Annotated in this window: 21 protein-coding genes; 14 read left to right on the top strand and 7 right to left on the bottom strand. The window is 68.6% G+C overall.

Translation table 11 applies throughout. From position 1 onward, the window contains the following. Positions 1–35: 35 nt before the first annotated feature. On the bottom strand, positions 36–1,010 hold the full coding sequence (locus MKK82_RS29050; protein WP_243987653.1) for a helix-turn-helix domain-containing protein: 975 nt from the start codon (positions 1,008–1,010) through the stop codon (positions 36–38). 603 nt (positions 1,011–1,613) lie between these two features. On the opposite strand from MKK82_RS29050, the gene MKK82_RS29045 reads away from it, so the two are divergent. The 9 genes from MKK82_RS29045 (at position 1,614) to MKK82_RS29005 (ending at position 9,901) form a co-directional block, all read left to right on the top strand. Then, positions 1,614–2,528 carry a LysR family transcriptional regulator gene (locus MKK82_RS29045; RefSeq protein WP_238289824.1) on the top strand — a complete coding sequence of 305 codons (915 nt, stop codon included), beginning with the start codon at positions 1,614–1,616 and terminating at the stop codon, positions 2,526–2,528. Positions 2,529–2,645: 117 nt separating this feature from the next. Continuing rightward, positions 2,646–3,392, top strand: a complete 747-nt coding sequence (locus tag MKK82_RS29040; RefSeq protein WP_238289825.1) for an SDR family NAD(P)-dependent oxidoreductase — start codon at positions 2,646–2,648, stop codon at positions 3,390–3,392. 34 nt (positions 3,393–3,426) lie between these two features. Continuing rightward, positions 3,427–3,825: a cupin domain-containing protein gene (locus MKK82_RS29035; RefSeq protein ID WP_243987652.1), complete on the top strand. Its 399-nt coding sequence runs from the start codon at positions 3,427–3,429 to the stop codon at positions 3,823–3,825. Positions 3,826–4,115: 290 nt separating this feature from the next. Then, on the top strand, positions 4,116–5,048 hold the full coding sequence (locus MKK82_RS29030) for a hypothetical protein (protein ID WP_243987651.1): 933 nt from the start codon (positions 4,116–4,118) through the stop codon (positions 5,046–5,048). A gap of 114 nt (positions 5,049–5,162) precedes the next feature. Further along, positions 5,163–5,714 (top strand): inorganic diphosphatase, encoded by a 552-nt coding sequence (locus tag MKK82_RS29025; protein WP_238289828.1) that lies wholly within the window; start codon positions 5,163–5,165, stop codon positions 5,712–5,714. A 1,332-nt stretch (positions 5,715–7,046) separates the two neighbouring features. Beyond that, positions 7,047–7,469 carry a DUF6894 family protein gene (locus tag MKK82_RS29020; RefSeq protein WP_238289829.1) on the top strand — a complete coding sequence of 141 codons (423 nt, stop codon included), beginning with the start codon at positions 7,047–7,049 and terminating at the stop codon, positions 7,467–7,469. 557 nt (positions 7,470–8,026) lie between these two features. Continuing rightward, on the top strand, positions 8,027–8,806 hold the full coding sequence (locus MKK82_RS29015) for a Crp/Fnr family transcriptional regulator (RefSeq protein ID WP_243987650.1): 780 nt from the start codon (positions 8,027–8,029) through the stop codon (positions 8,804–8,806). Further along, positions 8,803–9,051 carry a hypothetical protein gene (locus tag MKK82_RS29010; RefSeq protein WP_238291149.1) on the top strand — a complete coding sequence of 83 codons (249 nt, stop codon included), beginning with the start codon at positions 8,803–8,805 and terminating at the stop codon, positions 9,049–9,051. The genes MKK82_RS29015 and MKK82_RS29010 overlap by 4 nt, the downstream gene beginning before the upstream one ends. 82 nt (positions 9,052–9,133) lie before the next feature. Further along, the gene (locus tag MKK82_RS29005; RefSeq protein WP_238291150.1) at positions 9,134–9,901 is read left to right on the top strand and encodes a Crp/Fnr family transcriptional regulator; all 768 of its coding nucleotides are present in this window, start codon (positions 9,134–9,136) and stop codon (positions 9,899–9,901) included. Between the two features lie 343 nt (positions 9,902–10,244). Here the strand turns inward: MKK82_RS29005 and MKK82_RS29000 are convergent, their stop codons facing one another. Continuing rightward, entirely contained in the window at positions 10,245–10,649 is a 405-nt protein-coding gene (locus MKK82_RS29000) for a thioesterase family protein (RefSeq protein WP_238291151.1), read from the bottom strand. 487 nt (positions 10,650–11,136) lie between these two features. Here MKK82_RS29000 and MKK82_RS28995 point away from each other — a divergent pair, with 487 nt between their 5' ends. Continuing rightward, a complete protein-coding gene (locus MKK82_RS28995) occupies positions 11,137–13,032 on the top strand; it encodes a potassium transporter Kup (protein WP_238291152.1) in 1,896 nt (631 codons plus the stop codon). A 149-nt stretch (positions 13,033–13,181) separates the two neighbouring features. Here MKK82_RS28995 and MKK82_RS28990 read toward each other — a convergent pair whose 3' ends face one another. The 4 genes from MKK82_RS28990 to MKK82_RS28975 are packed head-to-tail and all read right to left on the bottom strand — an operon-like array spanning position 13,182 to position 16,642. Next, positions 13,182–13,778 (bottom strand): class I SAM-dependent DNA methyltransferase, encoded by a 597-nt coding sequence (locus MKK82_RS28990; RefSeq protein ID WP_238291153.1) that lies wholly within the window; start codon positions 13,776–13,778, stop codon positions 13,182–13,184. Beyond that, a complete protein-coding gene (locus MKK82_RS28985; RefSeq protein ID WP_243987648.1) occupies positions 13,775–14,917 on the bottom strand; it encodes an acyl-CoA dehydrogenase family protein in 1,143 nt (380 codons plus the stop codon). Before MKK82_RS28985 ends, MKK82_RS28990 begins: the two co-directional genes overlap by 4 nt. Before the next feature lie 14 nt (positions 14,918–14,931). After that, positions 14,932–15,441: a DNA polymerase ligase N-terminal domain-containing protein gene (locus MKK82_RS28980; RefSeq protein ID WP_373323373.1), complete on the bottom strand. Its 510-nt coding sequence runs from the start codon at positions 15,439–15,441 to the stop codon at positions 14,932–14,934. Beyond that, positions 15,434–16,642, bottom strand: a complete 1,209-nt coding sequence (locus MKK82_RS28975) for a glycosyltransferase (protein WP_243987645.1) — start codon at positions 16,640–16,642, stop codon at positions 15,434–15,436. The genes MKK82_RS28980 and MKK82_RS28975 overlap by 8 nt, the downstream gene beginning before the upstream one ends. A 118-nt stretch (positions 16,643–16,760) precedes the next feature. Between MKK82_RS28975 and MKK82_RS28970 the strand changes: the two genes are divergently transcribed. From MKK82_RS28970 to MKK82_RS28955, 4 genes are all read left to right on the top strand, one after another. Continuing rightward, the gene (locus MKK82_RS28970; RefSeq protein WP_238291156.1) at positions 16,761–17,969 is read left to right on the top strand and encodes an MFS transporter; all 1,209 of its coding nucleotides are present in this window, start codon (positions 16,761–16,763) and stop codon (positions 17,967–17,969) included. A 19-nt stretch (positions 17,970–17,988) separates the two neighbouring features. Beyond that, positions 17,989–19,200, top strand: a complete 1,212-nt coding sequence (locus MKK82_RS28965; protein WP_243987643.1) for an MFS transporter — start codon at positions 17,989–17,991, stop codon at positions 19,198–19,200. Between the two features lie 655 nt (positions 19,201–19,855). After that, positions 19,856–21,253 (top strand): cytochrome P450, encoded by a 1,398-nt coding sequence (locus MKK82_RS28960; protein ID WP_243987641.1) that lies wholly within the window; start codon positions 19,856–19,858, stop codon positions 21,251–21,253. Then, positions 21,243–23,678 (top strand): putative bifunctional diguanylate cyclase/phosphodiesterase, encoded by a 2,436-nt coding sequence (locus tag MKK82_RS28955; RefSeq protein WP_243987639.1) that lies wholly within the window; start codon positions 21,243–21,245, stop codon positions 23,676–23,678. Before MKK82_RS28960 ends, MKK82_RS28955 begins: the two co-directional genes overlap by 11 nt. A 241-nt stretch (positions 23,679–23,919) precedes the next feature. On the opposite strand, the gene MKK82_RS28950 is transcribed toward MKK82_RS28955, so the two are convergent. Further along, positions 23,920–24,246 (bottom strand): hypothetical protein, encoded by a 327-nt coding sequence (locus MKK82_RS28950; protein ID WP_238291159.1) that lies wholly within the window; start codon positions 24,244–24,246, stop codon positions 23,920–23,922. Positions 24,247–24,252 lie beyond the last annotated feature (6 nt).

Raw genomic sequence — 24,252 nt, 5'->3', positions numbered from 1 at the left:
CACGAAGGACAGAGCAGACGTTCGAGCGGCGAAATCTACAAATCCGATCCGCCTCCGCGGCCGTTGAGAAGGGAGGCAATCCTGTATTCTCGAGGGGGCATGCCGTGGTGCTGCTTGAAGCGGCGGGCGAAGTGGGCCTGGCTGGCGAAGCCGCAGTCGTAAGCCAGCGTGCCGATCGACACGTGGGCGCATGCCGGATCGGCGACGCGCTGAGCGGCCGCCTCCAGTCGGCGCTCCCAGATGTAATCGGAGATGTGCCGGCCGCGCTCGTGGAACAGCTCCTGCAGACGCCGCAGCGACAGGCCCATCGCGGCGGCGAGCTGCCGTGGGTCCAGGTTCGGGTCGCTCAGGTTCGCCTCGACATAGGCCTTGGCGCGCTGGACCGTGACGGTGCCGTGGATGGAACGCGGCACCCCCTGCGCCATCCGTTCGGCCAGGCTCGCCACGATCAGGTCCGTCCCGATCAGCGCCATGCGCGCGGCCGCGTCGGAGGTGAGCCGATCACCCACGCGCACCAGCTCCTGGATGAAGGTGCTGGCCAGGGTCGTCGAGGCGAGGTCGGCTCCGACCGTGAGCGCGGTGTACAGCCGGGACGGCCCCAGAAGGGCCTCGAAGCGCTCGCGCGGCAGGGTGACGATCAGGGAGCAGCCCGCCTGCGCCTCCGACACGCCCGGGCGGGGGTCGAACACCACGAGGTCGCCTGCACCGAATACGGTCTCGCGGTCGCCCTGCTGGCAGGCGGAACCGCCGGAAAGCCTCATGACAGCGACCACTTGATCGTCGCGCCCGCTCCGCCGGATGTGGTCGGCCGTGGACTCGGTTCGCATCGCGCCGTTCGCGATCTCGGTGACTGCCATCGGCCCGATCGTCGAGGCCTGGATCCGACCCTGGAAGGGCGCGTCGCCGACGCTCCGCATCTCGGCCGGGACCAACTGGTCGCCGAGCACTTCCCGCCAGCGTCGGAAGGTGTTGTGCGGGTGGATCCCGTCTGTCGAGAATACGGTGTGCATCGCGTGTGAACGGGCGTCGGCTCAAAGGGAATTCGGTCGAACGGCGTCGTCGCGGCGACCCTGCGGGGTAGAATGCACCTGATCGAACCGGGTCACCTGCCGGCATGGGCGGCTGGCCAGGGGTTGAAGACCGAAAGTCGTGACCGGTGATGGCATCGGAGAATGGAGATCCAGAACGGCGCCGGGCGGTCGTGGGGCGATCCCCCGTTATAGATTGGGGATCCTGTATGCTGACAAGTGCGGCGTCGCCGGAGATGCGCGCGGGCGACGTCCGCCGGTCGGCGGAATATTGTGCCACAATATCGAATTGGTCCGCGGAATTTCTCGTAAAATAGATTTCAATACACGATTGCACTGTGATCGGAGCGGCGCCTTCCGCTGGCGAGATCTCCGCTTCCGGGATGCCGCCACGGTCAGCTAAGCGTCCGACCGGGGTCATGGGGGGGCGGGACCGCAACATCTGCTCCGATGCGTCGGCCGCCTGGGAGCGGACGGGCGGAAAGCCACTCGACGGGGTCGCAGGGAAAGCCGGTGGGTCCCGGTCCAATTCGGTCAGGACGCGATCGGGTTTGCTTTCCCGCCAGCAGGCGCGCCACTGCCTCCATGCGGATCGATCGAGCCGAATTAGCCGACCTCGGGACCTTCCTCGCCATCGCGCGCCACCGCAGCTTCCGGCGGGCCGGTCTGGAACTGGGCGTCAGTGCCTCCGCGCTCAGCCATGCGCTCAAGGCGATGGAGGCTCGGCTCGGCGTCCGCCTCGTCAACCGCACCAGCCGCAGCGTCACGCTGACCGCAGCAGGGGAAGACCTGCTGGCTTCGCTGGACGCCCCGTTCGCGGCGATCGGCTCCGCGCTCGACGTGCTCAACCAGCACCGGGAGCCGACGAAGGCGACCGGCCGGATCCGCCTCAACGTTCTCGAACACGCGAGTACGTTGCTGCTCGCCCCCGTGCTGCCTCTCTTCCACGACCGCCACCCCATGATCGAGGTCGACGTCAGGGTGTCCAACGATCTGCTCGATGTCGTGGAAGCCGGCGCCGATGCCGGCATTCGCTACGGCGGAACAATCCCTCAGGACATGGTGGCCCGGCGCCTGTCCGCCGATCTGCGCTGGGTTGTCGTGGGCGCTCCGGCTTACCTCGATCGGCACGGGACGCCCGATCATCCGCGCGACCTCGCGGCACACCGATGCCTGCGCATCCGCCTCGGCGACGAGAGCCTCTACCGATGGGAGTTCGAGGGGGCCGACGGGCAGATCGCCCTCGACGTTCCCGGGGCGGTGACGCTCGACAACACGCAGTTCGCCCTGTCGCTCGCGGCGGCGGGCGGCGGTCTCACCTATCTCCCGGAGGCGTGCGTCGGACCCTCGGTCGCCCGCGGCGAGCTTCGCGTCGTGCTGGCGGATTGGGCCCCTCTGGGACCCGGCTTTCACCTCTACTATCCCGGCCGTCGCCAACTGCCGACGGGATTGCGGCTCCTCATCGACCTGATCCGCGAGAGGGCGCCGCTCGGGTTCTAGAGGCCGCGCTGCCCGACGATGAGCCCCGCTCATCGTTCCGTTGAGAGAGGAACGGCTGATCGGCGCACAGCGCAGCGTCTACGTCTGCTCCATCGAGGTCAGCCGAGGGATCGAGACATGCGCCGCTTCACCGGAAAAGTCGCCTTCGTCACGGGGGCAGCCAGCGGCATCGGCCGCGCCGCTGCCATCGCGTTCGCGCGGGAAGGCGCGCGGGTGGCGATCACCGATCGGACCGAGCCTGCGCTCGATCGGCTTCGTGCCGAGATCGAAGCGGCGGGTGGGGAGGGGCTCGCGATCCGGTGCGACGTGTCGGTGCCGGAGGACGTCGAAGCGGCGGTCGCCGAAACCGTCGAGCGGTTCGGCCGCCTCGACTGCGCCTTCAACAACGCGGGGGTCGAGAACAGGGCCGCTCCGGTCCACGCGATCCCCCTCGACGAGTGGGACCGCATCCTCGGCATCAACCTGCGCGGCACATTCGTGTGCATGAAGCACGAGATCGCGCAGATGCTCCGGCAGGGCGGCGGCGTGGTGGTCAACACATCGTCCGGCGCGGGCATCAGGGGGGTGGCGGGAGGCGCGAACTATGCCGCCTCGAAGCACGCCCTCATCGGCCTCACCAAGTCGGCCGCCCTCGACTACGCGAAGGCGAACATCCGGGTGAACGCCGTCCTTCCCGGGAACATCGAGACACCCATGATGGACCGCTTCACGGGCGGCGACATCCGGAAGGCGATCGATCTTGAGCCGGTCGGGCGGCTGGGCAAGCCCGAGGAGATCGCCGAAGCCGTCCTGTGGATGTGTTCGGACCTCGGTGCGTTCGTCACCGGAGCGTCGATCTCGGTCGACGGCGGCTGGTCGCTCTGACGCGCGTTACCGCAACGGACGGAGGATGGATCCCATGGACATCAAGCGCAGCGGAAGTCAGCCCTCGGGCGCAGGACCGTCCGCCTGGTTCACCGGTACGGTGCGGATCGACCCAATCCACAGCGCGCCCGATCCGGCCCGCGTCGCGATGGCCAGTGTCACGTTCGAGCCGGGCGCACGGACCGCGTGGCACACGCACCCGCTCGGCCAGACGCTGATCGTCACGTTCGGACGCGGATGGGTTCAGCGCGAGGGCGGTCCGATCGCGGACATCGTATCGGGCGACGTCGTCTGGTTCGAGCCGAACGAGAAGCATTGGCATGGGGCCACCGCCACCACGGCGATGACGCACATCGCGATCCAGGAGCGTCTCGACGGCAAGGCCGTGACGTGGATGGAGCCGGTCACCGAAGGGCAGTATGCCGGGTCGTGAACGTGGGCCGCAGGGTCCGCATTCTTTGCCCGCGCGCCGCCGCGGTGCGCCGCATCATCGCGCCGGCCTTCCGGAAGCTGCGCGCATCGGCACTGCCGCCGCTTTCGGAAAGCCGAAACCCGGCGGGATGCGGGTCACCATCCGCCGAGCGTGCACTGGGTGCAGCCGCCGGGGCTCTGCAGGATCGGACCTTGCCGGACGTGCGGGGCGGGAACCGGTTGCCCGTTCTCGAACTTGCGACTGGTGCTTTCGGCATGTCGGCACGGCCGAAGGCCAACATAGGTCGACCGATGGCCGGAGAAACGGAGCAGTTCAGCGCGACGCAGCGGGATGCCGGCGACGGGGCACCCGGGGCAACGGCTGCCTTCCCGTACGACCGCATGACCGTGGAGCGGTTTCGGGCCGCGTTCCCCCGCGCGCGGTGGCGCGACGACCTGGGGGCCTGGTTCGTGCCGGGCGCCACGGCGGAGCGGCGCCTGAACGCGTGGTCGAGCCGCGAGTGGTCGGGCGTTCTGGCCCATGCCGACGCGCGCGGCCGCGATGCCTGCACCTTCGAACCGATCACGAGCCCCTACCTGGAGGTTGCCGACGACCTCGTGGTGCGCACGCCGTACTCCCGGGACGTCGTCTCCGAGTTGCGGCTGGTGCCCTGGGCCCGGTGGGACCCGGCCTCGAAGGCGTGGCGCGTGCCGTTCCGGTCGTTCGAGGAGTTCCGCCGGCGGTGGCCGGCCATCGAGGATGCCGCCCGTCGAGCCGAGCCCGAGGAGCGGCGCAAGCGCGCGGCGAGCCGCAGGGCGTCCCCCGAGCACGCGGAACGGCTGGCCGAGGCCGCCGAGCGCCGCCGCAACCGGTACCCGGTGCCCGGGGAGGCGCAGCCGCCGCTCGGACGCGTGCTGCAGACCCATCTGGGATGCGTGGTGTTCGAGGCGATCAGCGGCGAGGTCGTCGAGCCCGTCGTCGCCGCCCGGTTCTATCCCGCCGTGGAAGCCGGGGCCGGCTTGTTGATCTGGTCCACGTGGCGCCGGCCGACGCATGACGAGCTGGTGCGCGCGTGGCCCGCCCGGGAGGCCGCAACTCAGGCCGAGATCGCGCGCGGCTGGTGGCAGCCGGCCCTCGCGATCTTGCGCGCGGCGCGGCGCGGAGCGGCCTCCCTGGAGCGCGCTCGCGCGACGCGATCATCGCAAAACCGAGATCCTGCCCCGGGCGCGGAAACGCGCCGCTAGGCGGTCTCCTGCGGGAGACCGTGCAGGCGTCCTGCGGCAGCCCGGGACCCGGATGGCCTCCGTCCCGGTTCACCCATCTGTCGCGCTGCCTGGCACCGCGCTGGAGCCCCCCCTGTGAGCGAGCCCGCCCCGCCCCTGAGCCGCCTGCCCACCCTTGGCGAGGACGGCGCCGTCCGCGTGGTCATCGAGACGCCGAAGGGCAGTCCGAACAAGTACGCCTACTCCGAGGCCTTCAATGCCTTCCAGTTCAAGATGGTCCTGCCGGAGGGCATGAGCTTCCCCTACGATTTCGGCATGATCCCCTCCACGAAGGGCGCCGACGGCGATCCGCTCGACATCCTCGTGGTGATGGATGCCCCGGTCTTCCCCGGCTGCGTGCTGGAGGCGCGCCTGCTCGGCGTGATCGAGGCCGAACAGAAGGAGCGCGACGGTAGCTGGGAGCGCAACGACCGGCTGGTCGGCGTGGCCGTGAAGGCCCGCACGCACGCGCATGTCGAGGCGCTGTCCAACCTGCGGCCCGGCATGCTCGACGAGGTGGAGGCGTTTTTCGCGCAGTACAACCAACTTGCCGGCAAGGACTTCAAGGTGCTCCGGCGCGGTGACGCCGAGGCCGCATTCGCGCTCATCCGTGGGGGCGCCGATGCCTTCGGGCAGGCGGAAGGCTGACCGGAGCTTCCAGGTCGTCCATCGGGGCGACCGGCGCGGGCCGCGGCAGCGGAAACCTTCTCCGCCGTCAGGAGCATACGGGGCCGCCGGCCCGGTCGCGAGCTCTCGATCGACCTGGGCTGCCTCCACGCCGGGGCGACCCGTGAAACGCCGCATCCCGCGTTTAGGGGCGCCCCCGGTTGGACAGCCGCCGCAACGTCCGCTTCTGTGACGCTGATGAGGTCGGCTGAAGGGCCGAACGGGGCGCAGGGCGGCCAAGCCGGGTCGATTGAAAGCGGCGGGGCCGCTTCGGAGCGCGCGGGCGAAGGAAGCCGATCAGCCCCTCCCGACCTCTCCCGGCCACCGTACAGACGGTGACACCAGCGACCGGGGCGCTGGCGTCCACCCTCCAGGAAATCTCCGGCCAGATGGCGCGTTCCTCCGCGATGACGGCGCAGGCGGCCGACGAGGCGCGTCGGACGGAGGACGCGGGGCGCGCCGTGTCGGGAGATTCCGAGACGTTCGGCACGGCCGCGGGCGGACCGTGGCTTCGCCGTCGTCGCCGCGGAGGTCAAAGAACTCGCGTCCCAGACCGCGGGCGGAGATCGAGGCTTGCGTGAGCCCGGTCCAGCCTTCGACCCCGCAGGTCGTGGTCGCCATCCAGGAGATCGGCCGCACAGTGACGGAGGTAAGCGGTCTCTCTACGAACGTCGCAGCCGCCATCGAGGAGCAGGGTGCCACGACGCAGGAGATTGTGCGCAGCATCAGCCGCGCCGCATCCGGGACGAGCGAAGCGACGCACACCGTCGCCGAACTCGCGGCCGCCGACGGGACGGGGACAGCGGCGAACCAGGTGCTGGGGCGGCAGGAGCGCTTTCGCGGCAGTCAGAGCACCTCTCGGCCGAGGTGGCCCGCCTCCTGGACACGGTGCGGGCTGCGCGGAGCCGAAGGTCCGCTTCCAGGCCGTCCGGTGGACCCCGTTCGGCACCGGCCGGAAGCGGAATGGCTGCTCCGGACGAGACAGGCCGCGAAAGCGGATGGGACGTCATCGGGCCAGATCGGGTCCGCCTCGTGCAGAGCGGCCTTCCCAGCCTGATCGGGGGATCTCGACGCCGCGATCGCTCCGGAACGCTTTCCTGGATACATCCTCGAACGTCCTGCAGAACGCAGTTTCCCGGTGCGTCGGACCACGGGTGCCTGTCGGCACCGGGTCGCGCGCGGGCAGGGCGGTACCGTGCGCCTCAGCGCGCAGTCGCTCCGGGATGTGCGCGGATCGCACCGCAGCGTTCCGCAGGCTCCGACCGAACCATCTGCGCCTCGCTCGGTTTGGCTGAGAGCAGGTGCGCCGAGCCGATGCCACAATTCTACTTCCATCTCTGCACGCCCAAGGGCCTGGAACGAGACCGGGTTGGCCTCGATTGGCCAAGCCTGGACGCCGCCTACTTGGAGGCGTGCCGGACCATCCCGGACCTGTGCGCGGATCTCCTGCACGAAGGCACCGCGCCGCTCGCCTGCGCGTTCGTGATCTGTGATGCGGCCGGTTCCGCGTTGATGGAGGTGCCGTTCAGCGAACGGCTGCACGACGGACGCAAGCCGAAGCGGCCTCCTGTGAGCCCGGAGCCGCGGGCCTATCTGGCGGAGGTGCGGAAGGGCCGCGCATTGATTGCCGCAATGCGTGCCGAAATCGCGGAGATGCGAGCCGCCGCCGCCGAGATGCGGGCGCGGACTGAGCACACCTCCTCGCTGATCGCGTACCCTGGGCGGACCGAAGGGTAGTCCCCGTGCGGACACTGGGCACGCCGCATTCAGAGGGGGCGAACGGCTCGATGGGCGGCCGCCCGGCCGAATCTTCGACGTGGAAGCGGACCGGCACAAATCCCCCTGACCTCACCGTAGAAGCCCGTGAAGCCCGAGCCGGAACCGGATCGTTCGTCACGCCAGCCTTCCGGCAGCACCGTGCCGCTCGTGCGCATCCGGTCTGTCGCGATGCCGGGCGGTCGGCGGATCTTCCCGCGGCGTCGCGAGCCGTCCGCGCAGAAGCGGGCTGCTACATGTGGCCAGCTCGAGAGGCGCGCCGGCCGTTCGTCGCGGGCTCCGGAAGGGTATTGTACAGAATTCGACGATGCAACTGGTGCAGTCGGAAGCTGATCCCGCTGGGGAACTTTGATTTAGGTTATACATTCAGCAGGAGATGGTCCGGCGGCGGGCGCCTACGCTTGTGTGACGCCGATTGCGCCGGCGGGCAGCCGCCGCGGATCGAGGAATGACTGCCCCACACCCCTCGGCGGTCGCAAGCACGACTTGGGTGAGAGGCCCGACTTGGGTGAGAGGCGATGCAGGACAACGACACAGCCGGTGCCGAGGACGGCACCTCACGCCCGGACGGCCGGGCCGCCAACCCCCTGATCCTGAAGCTGGAGAGCCTCGCCCCGCTCTCGGCCGACGACCGGGCGGTGCTGGAGCGGATCAGCGCCAAGCCGCACCTCGTCCCGGCCGGCACGGACCTGATCGGCGAGGGCGACAAGCCGGACGGCGTCTACCTGGTCCTGGACGGCATCGCCTGCCGCTACAAGCTCCGGGCCAGCGGCGCGCGCCAGATCATGGCCTATCTGGTGCCGGGCGATTACTGCGACCTCGACGTGGCCATGCTGAAGGCCATGGATCACTCGATCGGCACGCTCTCGGCCTGCCACGTGGTCCGGATCAGCCTCGACGTCATCCAGGCGCTGCTGCGGGATCATCCCGGCATCACGCATGCCCTGCGCCTCGCCACGCTGGTGGACGAGGCGACCCTGCGCGAGTGGCTGGTCAATGTCGGCCGCCGCTCCGCCGAGGAGCGCATCGCGCACCTCATGTGTGAGCTCTTGCTGCGGCTGCGTGCGGTCGGCCGGACGGCCGGCGACGGCTACGCCTTGCCGATCACCCAGGAGGATCTGGCCGACACGACCGGCCTGACCAGCGTGCACGTCAACCGCACGCTCGGAAGCCTGAAGCAGCGGGGGCTGATCGCGCTGTCCGGGCGGCAGCTGCGGATCCTGGATCTGGCCGGCTTGGAGACCCTGGCCGAGTTCAAGCCCAACTACCTGCATCTGGGCGGGAGGGATGCTGCATGAGCCTGCAGCTTCAGCCCGTGCAGGTTGCCACGGGCAGCGAGGACCAGGAGAGCCAGCTCGTGTTCCACGAGGGGTTTCTGGTCGCGATCCTGGTTCGACTCTCCGACCTGCATGAGACGGATGCCGGGAAGTGGTTCCTGGAAGCCGGGTTCGGCCGGGTCACCGACATCTCGGGTCCGACCTTCGCCGACATCGACGAGGCGCAAGCCTGGATCTGCGCGCGTCTTGGATCGTCGGGCACCTGAGCTGCCGCAACGTAGACGGGCGGCGGTACGTTGAGCTCTGACCGCCGAAGCATGGTGTTCTCACGCGAAGGGCAGGCACGTGATGACCGGATCGCTTCACCCGCCCGACACGCATCCGTTCGTGCGCAAGATGGAGAGCATCGCCCTCTTCCCCCTGTCGCGGGAGGAGCGGGCCGCGCTTTGCGCCCTGCCCATGCATGTGGCGCGTTTCGACGCCTACCAGGACATCGTGCGCGAGGGCGACCGGCCGTCCCGCTGCTTCGCCCTGCTGGAGGGCTTTGTGGCCGCCTACAAGACGACGCCGTCAGGCAAGCGTCAGGTCATGGCCTATCACGTCGTCGGGGACGTGCCGGACCTCCAGAGCCTGCACCTGAAGGTGCTCGACAACAGCATCGCGACCGTCAGCCCGAGCCGGATCGGCTTCGTGGAGCACGACGCGCTTCGTGTGCTGTTCCGGGAGCAACCGAAGCTGCTGGAGGTGTTCTGGCGCTCGACGCTGATCGATGCCGCCCTTGTCCGTGAATGGATGCTCAACATCGGACGCCGCGAGGCCTACACGCGCCTGGCCCACCTGTTCTGCGAGCTGATCACGCGCCTAGACGCCGTCGGGCTGGCCCCTGAACGAACCTGCGCAATGCCCATGACCCAGCCCGAGCTGGCTGACGCGCTCGGGATCACACCGGTCCATGTGAACCGCACGATGCGGGATCTGAAGGCCGCCGGCTTGGTCACAGTCCGTGGCAGGCGGCTGACGGTGGAGGACTGGGAGGGGCTGAAGGCGGCGGCGGAGTTCGATCCGGCCTACCTGCATCTGCGCAGCGAGGACGGCGCTAAGCTTCCGACTTCCTGAAGGTGGACGCAGCTCAGCCCGGCAACACGCCGTTCGATCGGCGATCGCCGTGCTGATCGCCGGCATGAAACCACGCTGTGTAGCCCGCGCGGCTCGATCATCCGCCGCGCCGGATCGAACAGGTCACAGGCGAACACCATCGAGGCCCGGGAAGGCCCGAAGCGAGAGCGGAGACGACGTCCGCGTCCCTGCATCGCCGTCCATTGCCGTCCCAGCGCGGACCGGTGAACGACCACCCGACTGAGACTTGCGGCGCTCTCTCGACGCCAGCGGGCTCTGCCCGAGAGGGACATGCCCGCGTCGGAGCGGATCCGCCCCGAACGCGGGCAGGCACCCACACGCGCTATGATGAGGCGGGCCGCTTGTTGGCGAGACGTTTCTCGAGGCGCTTCAGGTCGATCACCACCCGCTCGTGCGTCCCAGTCCCGATCTGCTCGGCCTCATCCCAGGCCGCAACGCGGAATTGGATCTGACGTCCCGTGACGCCCACGACCTCGGCCTCCGCTCTCACCCGGTGCCCGACCGGGGTCGCCGCCATATGGCTCACGTCGACCTTCGTTCCGATGGCGCTCTCGCCGGGGTCGAGGAACTGGCGGATGGCGTTCAGAGCCGCGTTCTCCATCATCAGGATCATCATCGGTGTGGCAAAAACCGGCGGCAAGGTGCTGTCCTTGAACTGGCTTGCCAAATGTGGGGGACGGACCAGCATGGCGAAGCTGCCCCTCGTGCCCAACGGGATGTCTTGCATACGCGCGCTCCAGATCCGCTCCACCCTACCGGTTTGAACCGCCGAGCGCGCTGGGAGAACCGCACAACCGCCGGCCGGACTTCGCCGGGAGCGGCCGGTCCGCTCCGGAGCAGTCTCGCCGGGAAAGCGGACAGCCTCCTCCCGTGCGTGCGGCCGTCATGCTCGCGCGCGGGGGCCGCGCTGAGCCGTTGACGCCGGGTCGCCCTTCGCCAGAATCGCTGGACACCTGCTGGTGCCATCGAGTCCACATGATGCGACCCGGGTCGAGTCTCAGAGCCGCCCACCCCGAGCGGGACCCGAGAGGCGGGATGACTGAACCTTGGCTTCAACGATCGCCTGAGCTCTACTGCAAACAGCGATCCGCCCGCTGTCGAGCACGATACCGTGTCGTGCGGAGGAGCCGGTCGGGCTTTGCTGGGGCATGCGCCTCGTTCGGCGTTCGACACCGAGACGGCCTCTCAGCGGCCCACACCCGACAGGAAGCCCGATGATCTCCTCCGCCGGCGCTGTCTCGACCCCGGCCGCCGCTAAGCATCCGGTGCGACCTGCCCTGCTCCTGGGGGCGCTCGGGGTGGTCTTCGGCGACATCGGCACGAGCCCGATCTACGCCTTCCGGGAGTCGTTGAAGGCTGCCGGTGAGACCGCTGGCGAGGCGACCGTATTCGGTGTCCTCTCGATGGTGTTCTGGGCCGTCCTCCTCATCGTCGCCCTCAAGTACGTCGTGTTCGTCATGCGGGCGGACAACCAGGGCGAAGGCGGCACCATGGCGCTCCTGTCGCTGGCATTGCCTGTGGCGGGGAGACTGCGGCCAACCCTGGCCATCATCGGGCTGGCGGGCGCTTCCCTGTTCTTCGGTGATGCGATGATCACGCCGGCCATCTCGGTCCTGAGCGCGATCGAGGGACTGCAACTCGTCACTCCGGTCGTCACGCCCTACGTTGTGCCCATCGCCGCAGTCGTTCTGATTGGTTTGTTCGCGATCCAAAGCCGCGGCAGCGGCCGCGTCGGCTTCCTGTTCGGCCCCGTTATGGCCGCCTGGTTCCTGACCCTGGCGCTGTTCGGGCTGTATCACCTCCTGCAGCAGCCGCGCGTGCTCCTCGCCCTCGATCCCCGCTACGCGCTGGCCTACGTCGGCGATTCTGGGGCATCGAGCACCTTCGCCGTGCTCGGCTCGGTCTTTCTGGCGCTCACCGGCGGCGAGGCCCTCTACGCCGATATGGGCCACTTCGGTCGAGGCGCTATCCGGATCAACTGGTTTGCCTTCGTGCTGCCTGCGCTGGTGCTCAACTACCTCGGCCAGGGAGCCCTGGTCCTCACTGACCCCGCTGCGGCCGCCAATCCGTTCTTCCTGCTGTTTCCCGGCTGGCTGCTCGCCCCCTTCGTCGGGCTCACGACACTGGCCACGGTGATCGCCAGTCAGGCGGTCCTCTCCGGGGCTTTCGCTCTGGTGCAGCAAGCGATCCAACTCGGCGCCATTCCTCGGCTCGAGATCCGGCAGACCTCCGAGGAGTCCATCGGACAGGTATACGTGCCGCAGCTCAACTGGCTCTTGGCCGCCGTGGTATTGGGTCTCGTCTTCGGCTTCCGCTCGTCGGACGCGCTCGCCAATGCCTACGGCATCGCGGTCGCTGGCGACATGATGGTGACCACGCTCCTGGTGACCACCGTTGCCAACGGGCTCTGGCGCTGGCCGCCTTACTTGGTCTTTCCGACGGCCGGCCTGTTCTTGATTCTCGACCTGACCTTCGTCGGTGCCAACGTCCACAAAATCCCGGCCGGGGGCTGGTTTCCGCTCCTGGTCGGCAGCGTAGCGCTGACGCTGATGCTCACGTGGCGAAAGGGCCGAGAGATCGCGTTCGAGCGGCGCGACAAGGATGCCGTCACGATGACGGATTTCATCGCCGGGCTCGATGGACCGGACGCGCCGATCCGGATGCGCGGCACTGCCATCTATCTCACCAAGCAGACCCAGATCGTCCCCGCGGCGCTGGCGCTGAACGTCCGGCACAATGGCGTGGTGCACGAGCGCATCGTGATGCTGAAGGTGACGACGGAGCGCGTGCCGCATGTTTCTGAGACGAAACGCGTGACGGTTGAGCCGTTGCCATCAGGATTCAGCCTCGTCTGGCTGACGTTTGGGTTCGCCGAAAAGCCCGATGTCATGGCGGCGCTGCGGCTGCATCGCGACGTGGTTGGAGTCGATCCGGACACGGCCTCGTTCTTCATCGGGCGGGAGAAGCCGGTCCCGTCGCTGCGCCCAGAGCTGAGCTCTTGGCAGGAGCCGCTCTACGCCTTCATGGCCAGAAACGCCGTGCGCTCACCGGACTACTACCGCATCCCGCCGCCCCGCGTCGTCGAGCTTGGAACACAGGTCGAGATGTAGGCGACTGAGCCTTGAGCACCGATAACCGACCGCACTCGTCGACGGCGCCCGAGAAAGGGGTGCGGGGCTCCTTCCGTGGCCGATGGCCGCCATCCCGCTCCACGCATTCAAATCTGAGGCGCGGCCTTTCGCTGCCTTTCAGAAGTCCGTCAGTCGCAACTCCCTGATTGCACCAAGACGTCGAGCCGATACTTGTCATCCCTGCCTTGGTGGGTGACGTACAAGAAGGTTCCGGCATCGTGGATGAAATACTCGGCCGCCTCATCGCCGGAAAGCGGGTAGTGCGTCTCCCCCGTCCAGTGCACCAGCACGACGACCCCACCCGGCTTCAGGCTCGTCCGGACACGCTCCACCAGCCGCGTCACGTCGCCGGCGTCGAGGTAGTAGACCACCTCCGACAGTACGATCAGGTCGAACAAGCCCGGCGGCCATTGTCCCGGCACCTGCGCGATCTCGAAGCGGACATGCGGCAGGCTACGGCACCGGTCGCGCGCCTGCGCCAGGGCGAGTTCCGACAGATCGAGGCTGACGAGGGCGTCGCAGCGCTGAGCCAGCCTCTCGGTCAGCACCCCGATGGAGCAGCCGACTTCCAGGGCTGAGGCGTATCGGTCTCGCGGCAGCGCGTCGAGCGTGGCGGCGTACTTGGCGTGCTCGTAGGCGCTGGTGGCGAACTGCCAGGGATCGGGATCGGCGGTGTAGCGCTCGTCGAAGTAGCTCGGCGGCAGGGAGGCGGTGTGCCGGTTCATCGTGCGTCCCACCCCTCGAAGAGGTCGCCGGCGCTGCCGCCGGCTCCCAGGATCTCGGCCGCCGCAGTCGTGAGGGCCCGATCTGGTGCGGGCTGACGCAGGTAGGTGGCGAGGTCGCGGGAGAGCCGCTCCAGCGGGTGTTCGCGCAGGAAGCCCTGCAGGCCGACCGAACGCTGGGCGAGCTGCAGCACTTCGAGGCCGGCTTTCTCGACGGCCAATCTCGCCAAGTTGACGAAAGCGACCACGCGCTCCGGTGCGAGAGCGTCCTCCGTGACGGTCAAGGCTGCGCGTTCCACCCATTGTCGGGCGCCTTGAACCGCGATGGCGCCCTCGCCGAAGCGCGCGAGCTGGTGCGGGTCGTCACCTCGGCCGGTCGCCGAGAGGTGGCCCCGCCAAGCATCGAACACGGCCTCGATGCCCCCGAGCTGTACCGCTGCGAACCGCCATGCCCCGCCCGAGAAGGCGGGCTGCCGGTGGTAGTCGTCCCATCCGCCCAGGATCTCGTCCTGCGTGATGGCGATGCCCTCGAAGTCGACCGTGCCGGTGGCGGACGCCCGCATCCCGTGGACCCGCCAAGCCGTCAGGTCGGCGCGGCTCCCGGGGCTCAAGGGCACGACGAGCATCAGCGGCGGTGTGCCCGGCTCACGCTTGACGGTCACCAGGGCGCGGGTGACGAAGCCCGCCCCAGAGGCGAAGGATTTCACGCCGCGGAGCCGACCATCCTCTCCCAGCTTCAGGCAATCGCCGGGCGGGTCGGTGTTCCAGACGCCGAACAAGTGCCCCTTCTGAGCGTCCGCGAACAGCCGTGTTCGTTGAGCGGGGGTACCGTATCGGGCGACGAGCTGGACCGCGTTGACGTGGCCCTCGTATAGGCGGCCCAGAGCGAGGCTGCCGTAGCCGACCACGCGCAGGACGTCCGGGAGTTCGCCTGCCCCCGGCTCTTCGCCGAGGCCCATGCCGCCTTCAGCCGAAGGCACCGGTGCGGCGAGCAGGCCCAAACGGGCGAGGTCGGCGACATCGTCGGCCGGGAAGCCGCCGTCACGATCCTCGGCTTCCGCCCGCGTCGCGGACGTCGCGGCGACCTCACGCGCCGCCATGACGGCATCGTAGGCCAGCTTGGATGGCGTCCTCTGGTCCATGTGCCTTCCTCCTGTCAGGCCGCTGCGGCGGCAATCTCCTCGGCCGTGCGACCGGTCGCAACCGAGCGCGGTCGCTCGTCCAGGATGTCCGGCGCTCCGGGCTGGCGCGCCGCCGCGTCCTGAGACTTGATCAGGAGCCAGGAGACATGCCGTTCGCGGGGCCGAGGTTTCATCCGCATGAGGCGCCACCGGCCGGCCAGCTTCTCGCCGTGCAGCGTGAAGGCGAGCGATCCCGATGCGAGCGCCGCAGCGGGGTTGCCGTCCGGTTCCCAGGTGCCGCGGTCCCACAGCAGCACGACGCCGGCCCCGTAGCTGCCCGGTGCGATCACGCCCTCGAAGTCGGCGTAATCCATGCCATGGTCCTCGACCGCGACCGCCAAACGACGCTCGCCCGCGATGAGACTCGGTCCGCGCGTCACCGCCCAGCTCTTGAGGACGCCGCCGAGTTCCAGGCGGAAATCGTAGTGCAACCGGCGGGCGGCGTGCTTCTGCACGCGGTAGATCAAGCCGCCGCCATCAGGCATTGCCGGGCCCCTCGACCGACGTCGCGCCCAACCGACCCACGGCACGCGCGTTCTTGGATGCACCACCGCGGAGGAGGTTTTCCGTCCCCCGCATCAGGAACAGGACCAAGCTCGCAAGGCGGATGTGCTTCGGAAGCTCCCGCGGGCGAAGCGGCCGATAGACGAGGTGAGGGCTCGTGAACTCCACCGCGGCCAGGACAGCTCCGAACGCAGGCAGCCGGACGATGGCCTGCGCGTCGCCCGCCCGGATGCCGAGCCACGGCGCCCAATGCCGTGTGTGCGTCAATCGCCCGGACACGGAGAGGTGCCGAAGTCGACGGCGCCAAGCGAACCGGAACAGCGCACGCGGCAGTGGCTCAAGGCGCGGGTCGCACGGGCTCTCCGGCACCGCGCAGCGCAGCTTCATCGTGTCCGCTGCGCCGCCCGGCGCCCGCCCGTCGAGCCGGCCGGAGGTGACGACGAGGATATCCGGATCGTGCCGCACCCGCGCGTCACTCGACAGCAGCGACGAGACGAAGGCCTTGTCCTCGCCAACCGCGAGCGGCGGCATGCCGCCGACCTGCCGGTAGGTGGCGTGACGAACCGCGAGCGTGGCACCCGAGGTCGTCCAGTGCCGCGGCCACGGATCATGCGCGAGAGGGTTGAGCCGCGCCTCGATCTCAGTGAGCAGCGTCTCGTAACGACCCTCCAGCGCCCCGCGCGCGTGCAGGGCGGCGGGAAGGCGCGCGGCATCCGTCGCGTCGAGGGCGATCTTGCCGGCCACGGCGTCGGCTCCGGCCCTGATGGCGTCGAGGTTGCGGGCGACCCAGTCAGCCGGCACCCGGCTATCCGCGTCCGTTGTCAGGATCACGCCGTCCGGTGTGCCGCTCTCCTCCAGCCACGCGGCTGCCGCCTCCATGGCCTCCCGCCGGGCCCAGCCGGCATTCGCGCCCGCGAAGATGCGCTCGACGATATGGATCGGCACGCCCAGCGTCGGCCGCAGGGCTGCGACCACGTGGGCGGTGCCGTCCGTACAATTGTTGAGGAACAGCACGATCCCCAGTCCGCTTCCCCGGAGGTCTTCCTGCTGATCGAGGGCCCGCAGGCAAGTCTCAATACGCTCAGCTTCGTTGCAGGCTGGGATGGCTACAACAGCCTGTAGGACCTGAGCTGCCCCGCTCCCGACTTCGCGGGAGAGCACCAATTGTACAGTATCGGACAACGTGCACATCTCCGACCGGTCGCATCGCGACTGTCGGCGACCCGAGAACAACGTAGGGCGACGCTGCGCCACTACCTGGGGCTGCGACATCGCACACACGGACCGGAGACCGAACTCCATGCAGCCAGCCGCCAGCCTCGGTGCCTTGAACTTCGCCCTGGCCGGCGCGCGCGAGGGCTTCGGGCCGTTTCTCGGCGTGTACTTGCAGAAACAAGGATTTGACCCGGCCGCCACCGGCTTCGCCATGGGCCTCGCGGGCTTCGCTGGCCTCCTCGCCACGACGCCGGTCGGCGCGCTGATCGACCGGACGGCGTACAAGCGTGCCGCCCTGGCGGCCGCCGTCCTCGCCATCGCCATGGGCGCGGTCGGCTTGGTGTCTACGAACAGCCTCTGGCTGATCGGCCTGTCGCAACTCCTCATCGGCGTTGCCGACACCAGCATCGCCCCGCTGGTCGCGGCCGTCACGCTCGGCATCGTCGGGCAGAAGGCTTACGGACACCGGGTCTCGCGCAACGAGGCGTTCAACCACGCCGGCAACGCCGCCAATGCCGCGTTGTCGGGCGTGCTCGGCTACACGCTGGGGCTGGGCTACGTGTCCATCGCCATCGTGGTCATGGCGGTCGCCTCGTGCGGCGTCCTGTTCACCATCGACAAGGGCAGCATTGACCACGGCACGGCGCGGGGCGGCGCGCAGGATGAGCGCTCGACGCTGCGCGTTCTGTTCGGAACCAAGCCGTTGCTGATCCTGGCGGGCACTGTCTTCGCCTACCAGACCGCGAACGGCGCCATGCTGCCGTTCCTGGCGCAGGCGCGCACCGCGGCCGGCGCGGACCCGAGCCTGACCACCGGCGTCATGACCGTCGTCGCGCAGGCCACGATGGTCGGAGCCGCGCTCCTCGCCGCCCGCGTCGCGAAGGGGCACGGGCACGCCAATGTCCTCTCCATCGCCCTCGGGCTCGTCGTGGCCCGCGGCATCCTCGCGGCGTTCGCGACATCCTGGTTGCTGGTCATCCCGGTCCAGATACTCGAAGGCTTGGCGATGGGGCTCGGCGGCGTCGCCATCCCGGCCCTCGTGGCCGAGATGATGGAGGGCACGGGCCACGCCAATGCCGGGCTCGGCGGTGTCATGACCGCCTACGGCGCGGGTGCGACCGTGAGCCCGCTGCTGGCCGGTCTCGTCGCGCAGTACCTCGGCTTCGCGGCGTCCTTCCTCGCCCTCGCGAGCGTCGCCGGCGCCGGCCTCCTCGTGTGGATGGTCGGCCGACGGTTTCTGGGCAAGGAACAGCACACGGGTCACACTGAGGAGGCGTCTGCCGAGCCGGTATGACGGTCCGGGAGCGGATGGCATGGATGCGCGGCCTGAACCGAGCACCTCGAATGCGTTGGCCCGAGCCCTGACGGGCTCCTTCCCGGCCTTCGTGCTGCTGCAGGGCGCGCTTTACGCCGCCTACGGCACGGAGTCGCCGTTCCTGCCGAGCTTCCTCGGCGAGCGGGGCCTGACGCCGGGCGAGATCGGAATCGCGCTCGCGGCCGGGACTCTGATGCGCCTCGGCGCAGGCCCCATCGCCGGTCATCTCGCGGACCGCTACGACGCCGCCCGGGCCGTCCTCGCGACGGCGGCCGCGGCGGCGGGGCTGATCTCCTTCGCCTACCTCGCGGGCTTCGGCTTCTGGCCCCTGCTGGGGGTGAGCGTGCTGCACGCCAGCGCCATCGCGGCCTTGGCACCGCTGGCCGACGCCCTCGCGCTCTCCGCCGCTGAGCGGGAGGGCACCTTCTCCTACGGCTGGGTCCGCGGCGCCGGCTCGGCGGCGTTCGTGCTCGGGACCCTGTCCTCGGGGCTGCTCGTCGCTCAAGCCGGGCTGGCGAGCATCATCGTGTCGAGCGGCGTCCTGTTCCTCGTCATGGCGATCGCGGCGGCCCGTGTCCCGGCGGCTCCTCCACGCGATGTGACGCCGAGCCTCGGCCGTGGCGGCATCCGCGAACTCCTGGCCCTGGCGCCGTTCCGGCGTATGCTCCTCGTGGCCGCGCTCGTCATCGGCAGTCACGCGCTGAACGACGGCTTCGCGGTGATCCGGTGGCGCGAGGCCGGCATCGGGCCGGGCACGATCAGTCTGCTCTGGTCGGAGGCGGTCGCGTCGGAGGTGCTCGTCTTCGTGCTCGCCGGTCCCTGGCTGCTGGAGCGTCTGGGCGTCGCCCGCGCCGCGCTCCTTGCCGCAGGGCTCGGCGCGCTGCGCTGGTCGGCGATGGCCACCACCGCCTCCGTCCCCGTGCTGGTCCTGATTCAGCCGCTGCATGGACTGACATTCGCGCTCCTGCACCTCGCCGCCATGCACCTGATCACCGCGACCGTGCCGGAACGCCTCTCCGCCACCGCTCAAACCCTCTACGGCACGCTGGGACTCGGCATTGCCTCAGCGGTGATCACGGCGGCCGGGGGGGCGCTCTATGGCCGCCTCGGCCCGGGTGCGTTCTGGGCCATGGCAATCCTCTGCGTGCTCGCTCTACCGCTGGCGATCGGCTTGCCACGCGCCTCCAAGGCCATCGGATCGGTGCCGTAAACCGGCCTTCCCATCGAGGGCTGATCGATGCATCTCGGCGGACGTTCGCTCGTTCCCCAGGAACTAGCCGCCGCAGCAGGAGGCGCGCGGACTGGCATGGCTTGTCGAGCGCTGGCCTTACGTGACCAGCCCATCCACCGGTCGCCGCTTGGCGACACCGTCCCCCGGCTCGGGCCGCTTCGTTCCCATCCGTCCGTCCTCGTCCGGGACCGGAAGCCATGCGTCAGAGCGGGGCCCTGCAACGGGGACGGATCGGACAAGCATGGTGAAGCTACCCTGTGCGCCCGCTGGGATCCGTTGCGCAGGCCTCCTCCAGATGCGCATCCCCTTGACTGATTTGGACCACGAAGCGCCTGGGGAGCAGCGCAGAGCTTGCGGCCGGAGTGAGCCCAAAGCGGAGAGTCCGGTCCAGAAATAGTGCGGTCGACGATTATCATCGGGCAGAGGCTGCTGCCCCTGTCTTCGCGAAACTTCAGATCGGGGCGCACGAGCTTGGACATGAGCCACTAGCAACATACGTTTGGCTGTTTTGTGATATCTCCTTAAGGATCGACCTGATTCGAACAGCAGATCCGATGTTATGACACGCTTCAACCAGGCAAAGTTGTAGAAACTTAACGTCAGGCGTGGATGCTGGGCCGGTGAGGTTTGCCGCATGACATCCGTAGGCACGTTCAGGGTCTGTGAGCCGGGCGGGATCCCGTTCCGGGAAGCTTTCGCCGAAGCGATCGCGCTGCCGTCCGTGCTCGCCACGATGCTGCGCAGCCTGATCGAGGCGTGGCCGGACGACGTCTACTCACAGCCGCTCGTCACAACGCGCTTTCTGGGCAGTCGGACGACCTACGTCTGTGATCCGCGCCACATCCACAGCTTGCTGGTCGATCACGCCGGCGCGCTGGAGCGCGAATCCTTCATGCTCCGCGCGCTCGGGCCCGCCCTCGGATCCGGCATCCTGACTGCCGACGGATCTCACTGGCGGGGACAGCGCAGAACATCGGCCCCGATGTTCCGGCCCGACCGCGTGCGCGGCTTCGTGCCGGTCATCGCCCAGGCTGCACAGGACACGCGCGAGCGGTGGCTGAGGGAAGGATCGGCTTTTGGGGAACGCGATATCCTGCCGGAGATGATGCGGACGACCTTCGACGTCATCGTGGCGACGATGGTGTCCGGGGACAGCCAACTGAAGGTCGAGCCTTTCGGGCGGGCGATCGACACCTACCTCGGTCAGACCACTTGGAAGATCGCGCTGGGCATGCTGAATGCCCCCGACTGGACCCCCCATCCGGGCGCGCGAGCGGGCGCCGCGGCAGCGCGCTATCTGCGCAGCGAGGTGGCTCGAACGGTCGCGCGCCGCCGCGAACGGGGGGAGCCGGGCACGGATCTTCTCGGCCTGCTCCTGCAAGCGCAGGATCCCGAGACGGGCCAAGCTCTGTCGGACGAGAGCCTTGTCGACAATCTGCTGACCTTCGTGGCCGCTGGCCACGAGACCACGGCGCTCGCGCTCACCTGGACGTTGCGGATGTTGGCGGAGCATCCGCAGATCGAGCAGCGCGTGCTGGCAGAGATCTCCGGCCTCGACCAGGATCCCGCCGTCGATCCCGATGCTGCCGACCGGCTCGCCTATACGCGGCAGGTCGTGCTGGAGGTGCTGCGCCTGTATCCACCGGCGCCCTTGATCGTCCGACGCGCGACGGCAGACATCCGCCTGGGAGACAGAATCGTGCGGGCCGGCGAGTCGGTCCATGTCCCGATCTATGCGGTTCACCGCCATGAGCTGCTCTGGAACAGGCCGCAGATGTTCGATCCCGACCGCTTCGCCCCAGGGGCGGCGGCTTCGCGCGATCGCTACGCGTTCCTGCCGTTCGGGGCCGGGCCGCGCGTCTGCATCGGCATGGGCCTGGCGTTGACGGAATGCCTCGTGATTCTCGCCACCCTCCTGCCGGCGTTCCGCTTCGTACCTGCGAAGGCTGAGATGCCGCCCTCACAGTTTCGCGTCACGCTCCGCCCGAAGGGCGGCATGCCAATGAAGATTGTTCCGCGTCATGCCCTTTGAACGTCTTCGCGAAAGACGCGGCAAAATCGGAGCACCTGACCAACTGGCTGGAAAAACCACCTCGCTCCTCGCCAGCGTCCGCCATCTGGACACGGTCGAGGGCTTGCCGGCCCGGTATCGCCTGCAGGTGCGCGCCGGCCTCCTCGATGAGACCTTGAAGCTGGCGAACTACTCGGCCGTGACGCACCTGATCATAGCGGGAGCAGTCACATGGTTCTTCTGGAACTCGGCGCCGAAGAGCTATCTTGTCGGCCTGCTCGCAGTGATCGCGGTCACGATCGCGGCGACGATCCATACGAATAGGCTCTACCGTCGCGCCTACGCGGACGCGGTTTCGGAGGAAGGCGTCTCGCGCGGCTACAGGGTCGCCGGCCTCCTCGCCCTCGTCTTGGGATTGGCCTGGGCGACCATGCCCGTAATGCTGTTCGCCCCTGCGGACAGCAACGAGCGGTTGCTGGTTGTCGCCATCGCGGCCGGCCTGATCTCAGATGTCTATGTCATCGGCCCGCTCCTGTCGGTCTCCTTCCTCTTCGCAGTCCCGGTCATTCTCGGCAGCTTCTTCGGGCTGGCGCGCTGCGGGGAGCCGATCGCGCTGAGCATCTCACTCCTGCTCCTGGTCTACTCGACCTTCGTTGCGCTCAGCGTGACCCGCATGAGCCGCCTGTCCCGCGAGCGCATCCTCGACCGCGTCCGGGTGCAGGATCAGGGTGAGACCATCGGCCTGCTGCTCAATGAGTTCGAGGAGAACACGAGCGACTGGCTCTGGGAGACTAACGAGTGGGGGACGTTCCAGCACGTCTCACCGCGTGTTGCCGAAGCGCTCGGCTGCACGGTCGAAGCGCTCCAGCAATCGTCAATCGAAGTGGTGCTACGACAAGGCATTGAGGCCCGGAGCGACGCCGATCAGACCGAGGACATCCTCGAGCACCTGCGACAAGCTCGGCTCTTCCACGACCATCTCGCCGAGATCAAGACGCCCAGCGGTTCCCGCTGGTTCAGGCTCTGTGGCAAGCCGTTCCACGATCAGAGCGGCAGCTTCGCCGGCTTCCGGGGTGTCGGTTCCGATGTGACGGAGAGCCGGGAGGCTGAGGCCCACATCGCCTATCTGGCCACGCGCGACGCCCTCACCGGACTATCCAACCGGGTCGCGTTTCATGAGGTCACCTCGATCGCCTGCGCCGCCGCGGTCTCGGACCCGCAGGCCGCGCCGGCCAGCCTCCTCTATCTGGACCTGGACGGATTCAAGGCCGTCAACGACAGGGCCGGTCACGGCACCGGAGACCTTCTCCTGCAGCAGGTCGCCGAACGCCTGCGCTCCACCGTCGGGGCGGAGGCGCAGGTGTTCCGGCTCGGCGGCGACGAGTTCGCGATCGTGCATCGCGGACGGAGGCCGGCGGAGGCGGAGGCGCTGGCCGAAGCGGTCGTCGCGGCTCTGTGTGCGCCCTACACCATCGACGGCATGCGGGCCGAGATCGGGGTCAGCGTCGGCATCGCGCACGCGCCGCAGGATGCGATGAGCACCGAGGATCTGTTGCGCAAGGCTGACCTCGCGCTCTACAGCGCGAAGGAGGCCGGGAAAGGCCGGTGGCGCAGGTTCGATATCGATCTCGATCGGCGCGTTCACCGCTGGCGGGAACTGGATGTCGCGATGCGCGCCGGGCTCGTCAACGGCGAGATGGACCTGCACTACCAACCGCTCGTGAACTTGCAGGATGGAGAGGTTGTCGGGTGCGAGGCGCTGCTGCGGTGGACGCGGACCGACCATGGCGTTGTCTCACCGGCAGAGCTGATCCCGATCGCCGAGAGCACCGGTTTCGTCATTGCGATCGGGCAGTGGGCGCTTCGCAAGGCCTGCGCTGAAGCGCTGAACTGGCCGAGTCATATGCGCGTCGCGGTCAACATCTCGTCGTCGCACTTCCGGCTGCCCGACTTCTCGCGAGAGGTCGAGGTGCTCCTCGGCGAGATCGGCTTGCAGCCGCAACGTCTCGAGATCGAGATCACCGAATCCATCTTCCTGGTCAACACCACCCACGTGCTCGACAATCTTCGGGCACTGCGTTCCCTCGGCGTGCGGATCGCGCTCGACGATTTTGGAACCGGATACTCATCGCTCAGCTACTTGACTCAATTTCCGGTCGACAAGATCAAGATCGACCGGGCGTTCGTGCGCGACCTGAGCAACCGGCCCGAGTGCCTGGCCGTGATCAAGGCGGTCATGGTGATCGCGCGCGATCTGAGCATCGACGTCACCGTGGAGGGGGTCGAGACCGAGCAGCAGGCGGAGCTCCTACGGGCGAGACGCTGCAATTCCGCTCAGGGCTTTCTGTACAGCCCTGCTCGTCCATCTCAGGAGGTGCAGGAGCTGATCGACAGCATACCGCAGAACATCAAAATCACGCGGCGATCGAGCCGCCACGCAGCCTGAAACAGTCTCTCGGCAGCATGTCGTCGTCGTACCGGAGCGTTCAAACCCGCGCACGCGGCGACGGCGGCGCGGTAACGTGAGGAACGGCCGGAATGACCGCTTCACCGCATTGGCGACGCGGGGAGGGGCCGACGCGGCGGTCCTCATGTTGCAACGGCACCGCAAGCCTGCACGTGCCTGCGCTATCGATTGCAACTTCGCCGGGATGTCGGCGCCTATATCGGCCAAGCCAAGACCGAACCTACCGCATGTTTTCGGGCAGATGCTGCATGGGATTCGCGCGGCTCGGCGCGCCCTGACCCTGCGCCGCCCCCTGCGGCCGCATCACCTCGGTCGAAGACTGGATCGCACGGGGGGGAGAGACCTGACCGCTGCCGCTGCCTCGTCCGGATTGATCCCGATCCGGCGCTGTCGGCATCGTCCCCGGCGTCGGTTGATCGATCCGGCTCTGCGCTGACTGGGCCAGAGCGGGCGCGGGCACGGCGAGGCCACCCGCCAAAGCGCCCAGGATTAGGCCGAGGCCGAGCGGATAAGTGCAGACAATGGCCGTGACGGATTTGGCGGGCATCGCTTG

The sequence above is a fragment of the Methylobacterium sp. E-046 genome, from assembly GCF_022829625.1.
In the GTDB taxonomy this organism is placed as follows: Bacteria; Pseudomonadota; Alphaproteobacteria; order Rhizobiales; family Beijerinckiaceae; genus Methylobacterium; species Methylobacterium longum.
The sequence above is the reverse complement of the archived record's forward strand: the minus strand, read 5'-3'. Positions and strand labels throughout refer to the sequence as shown.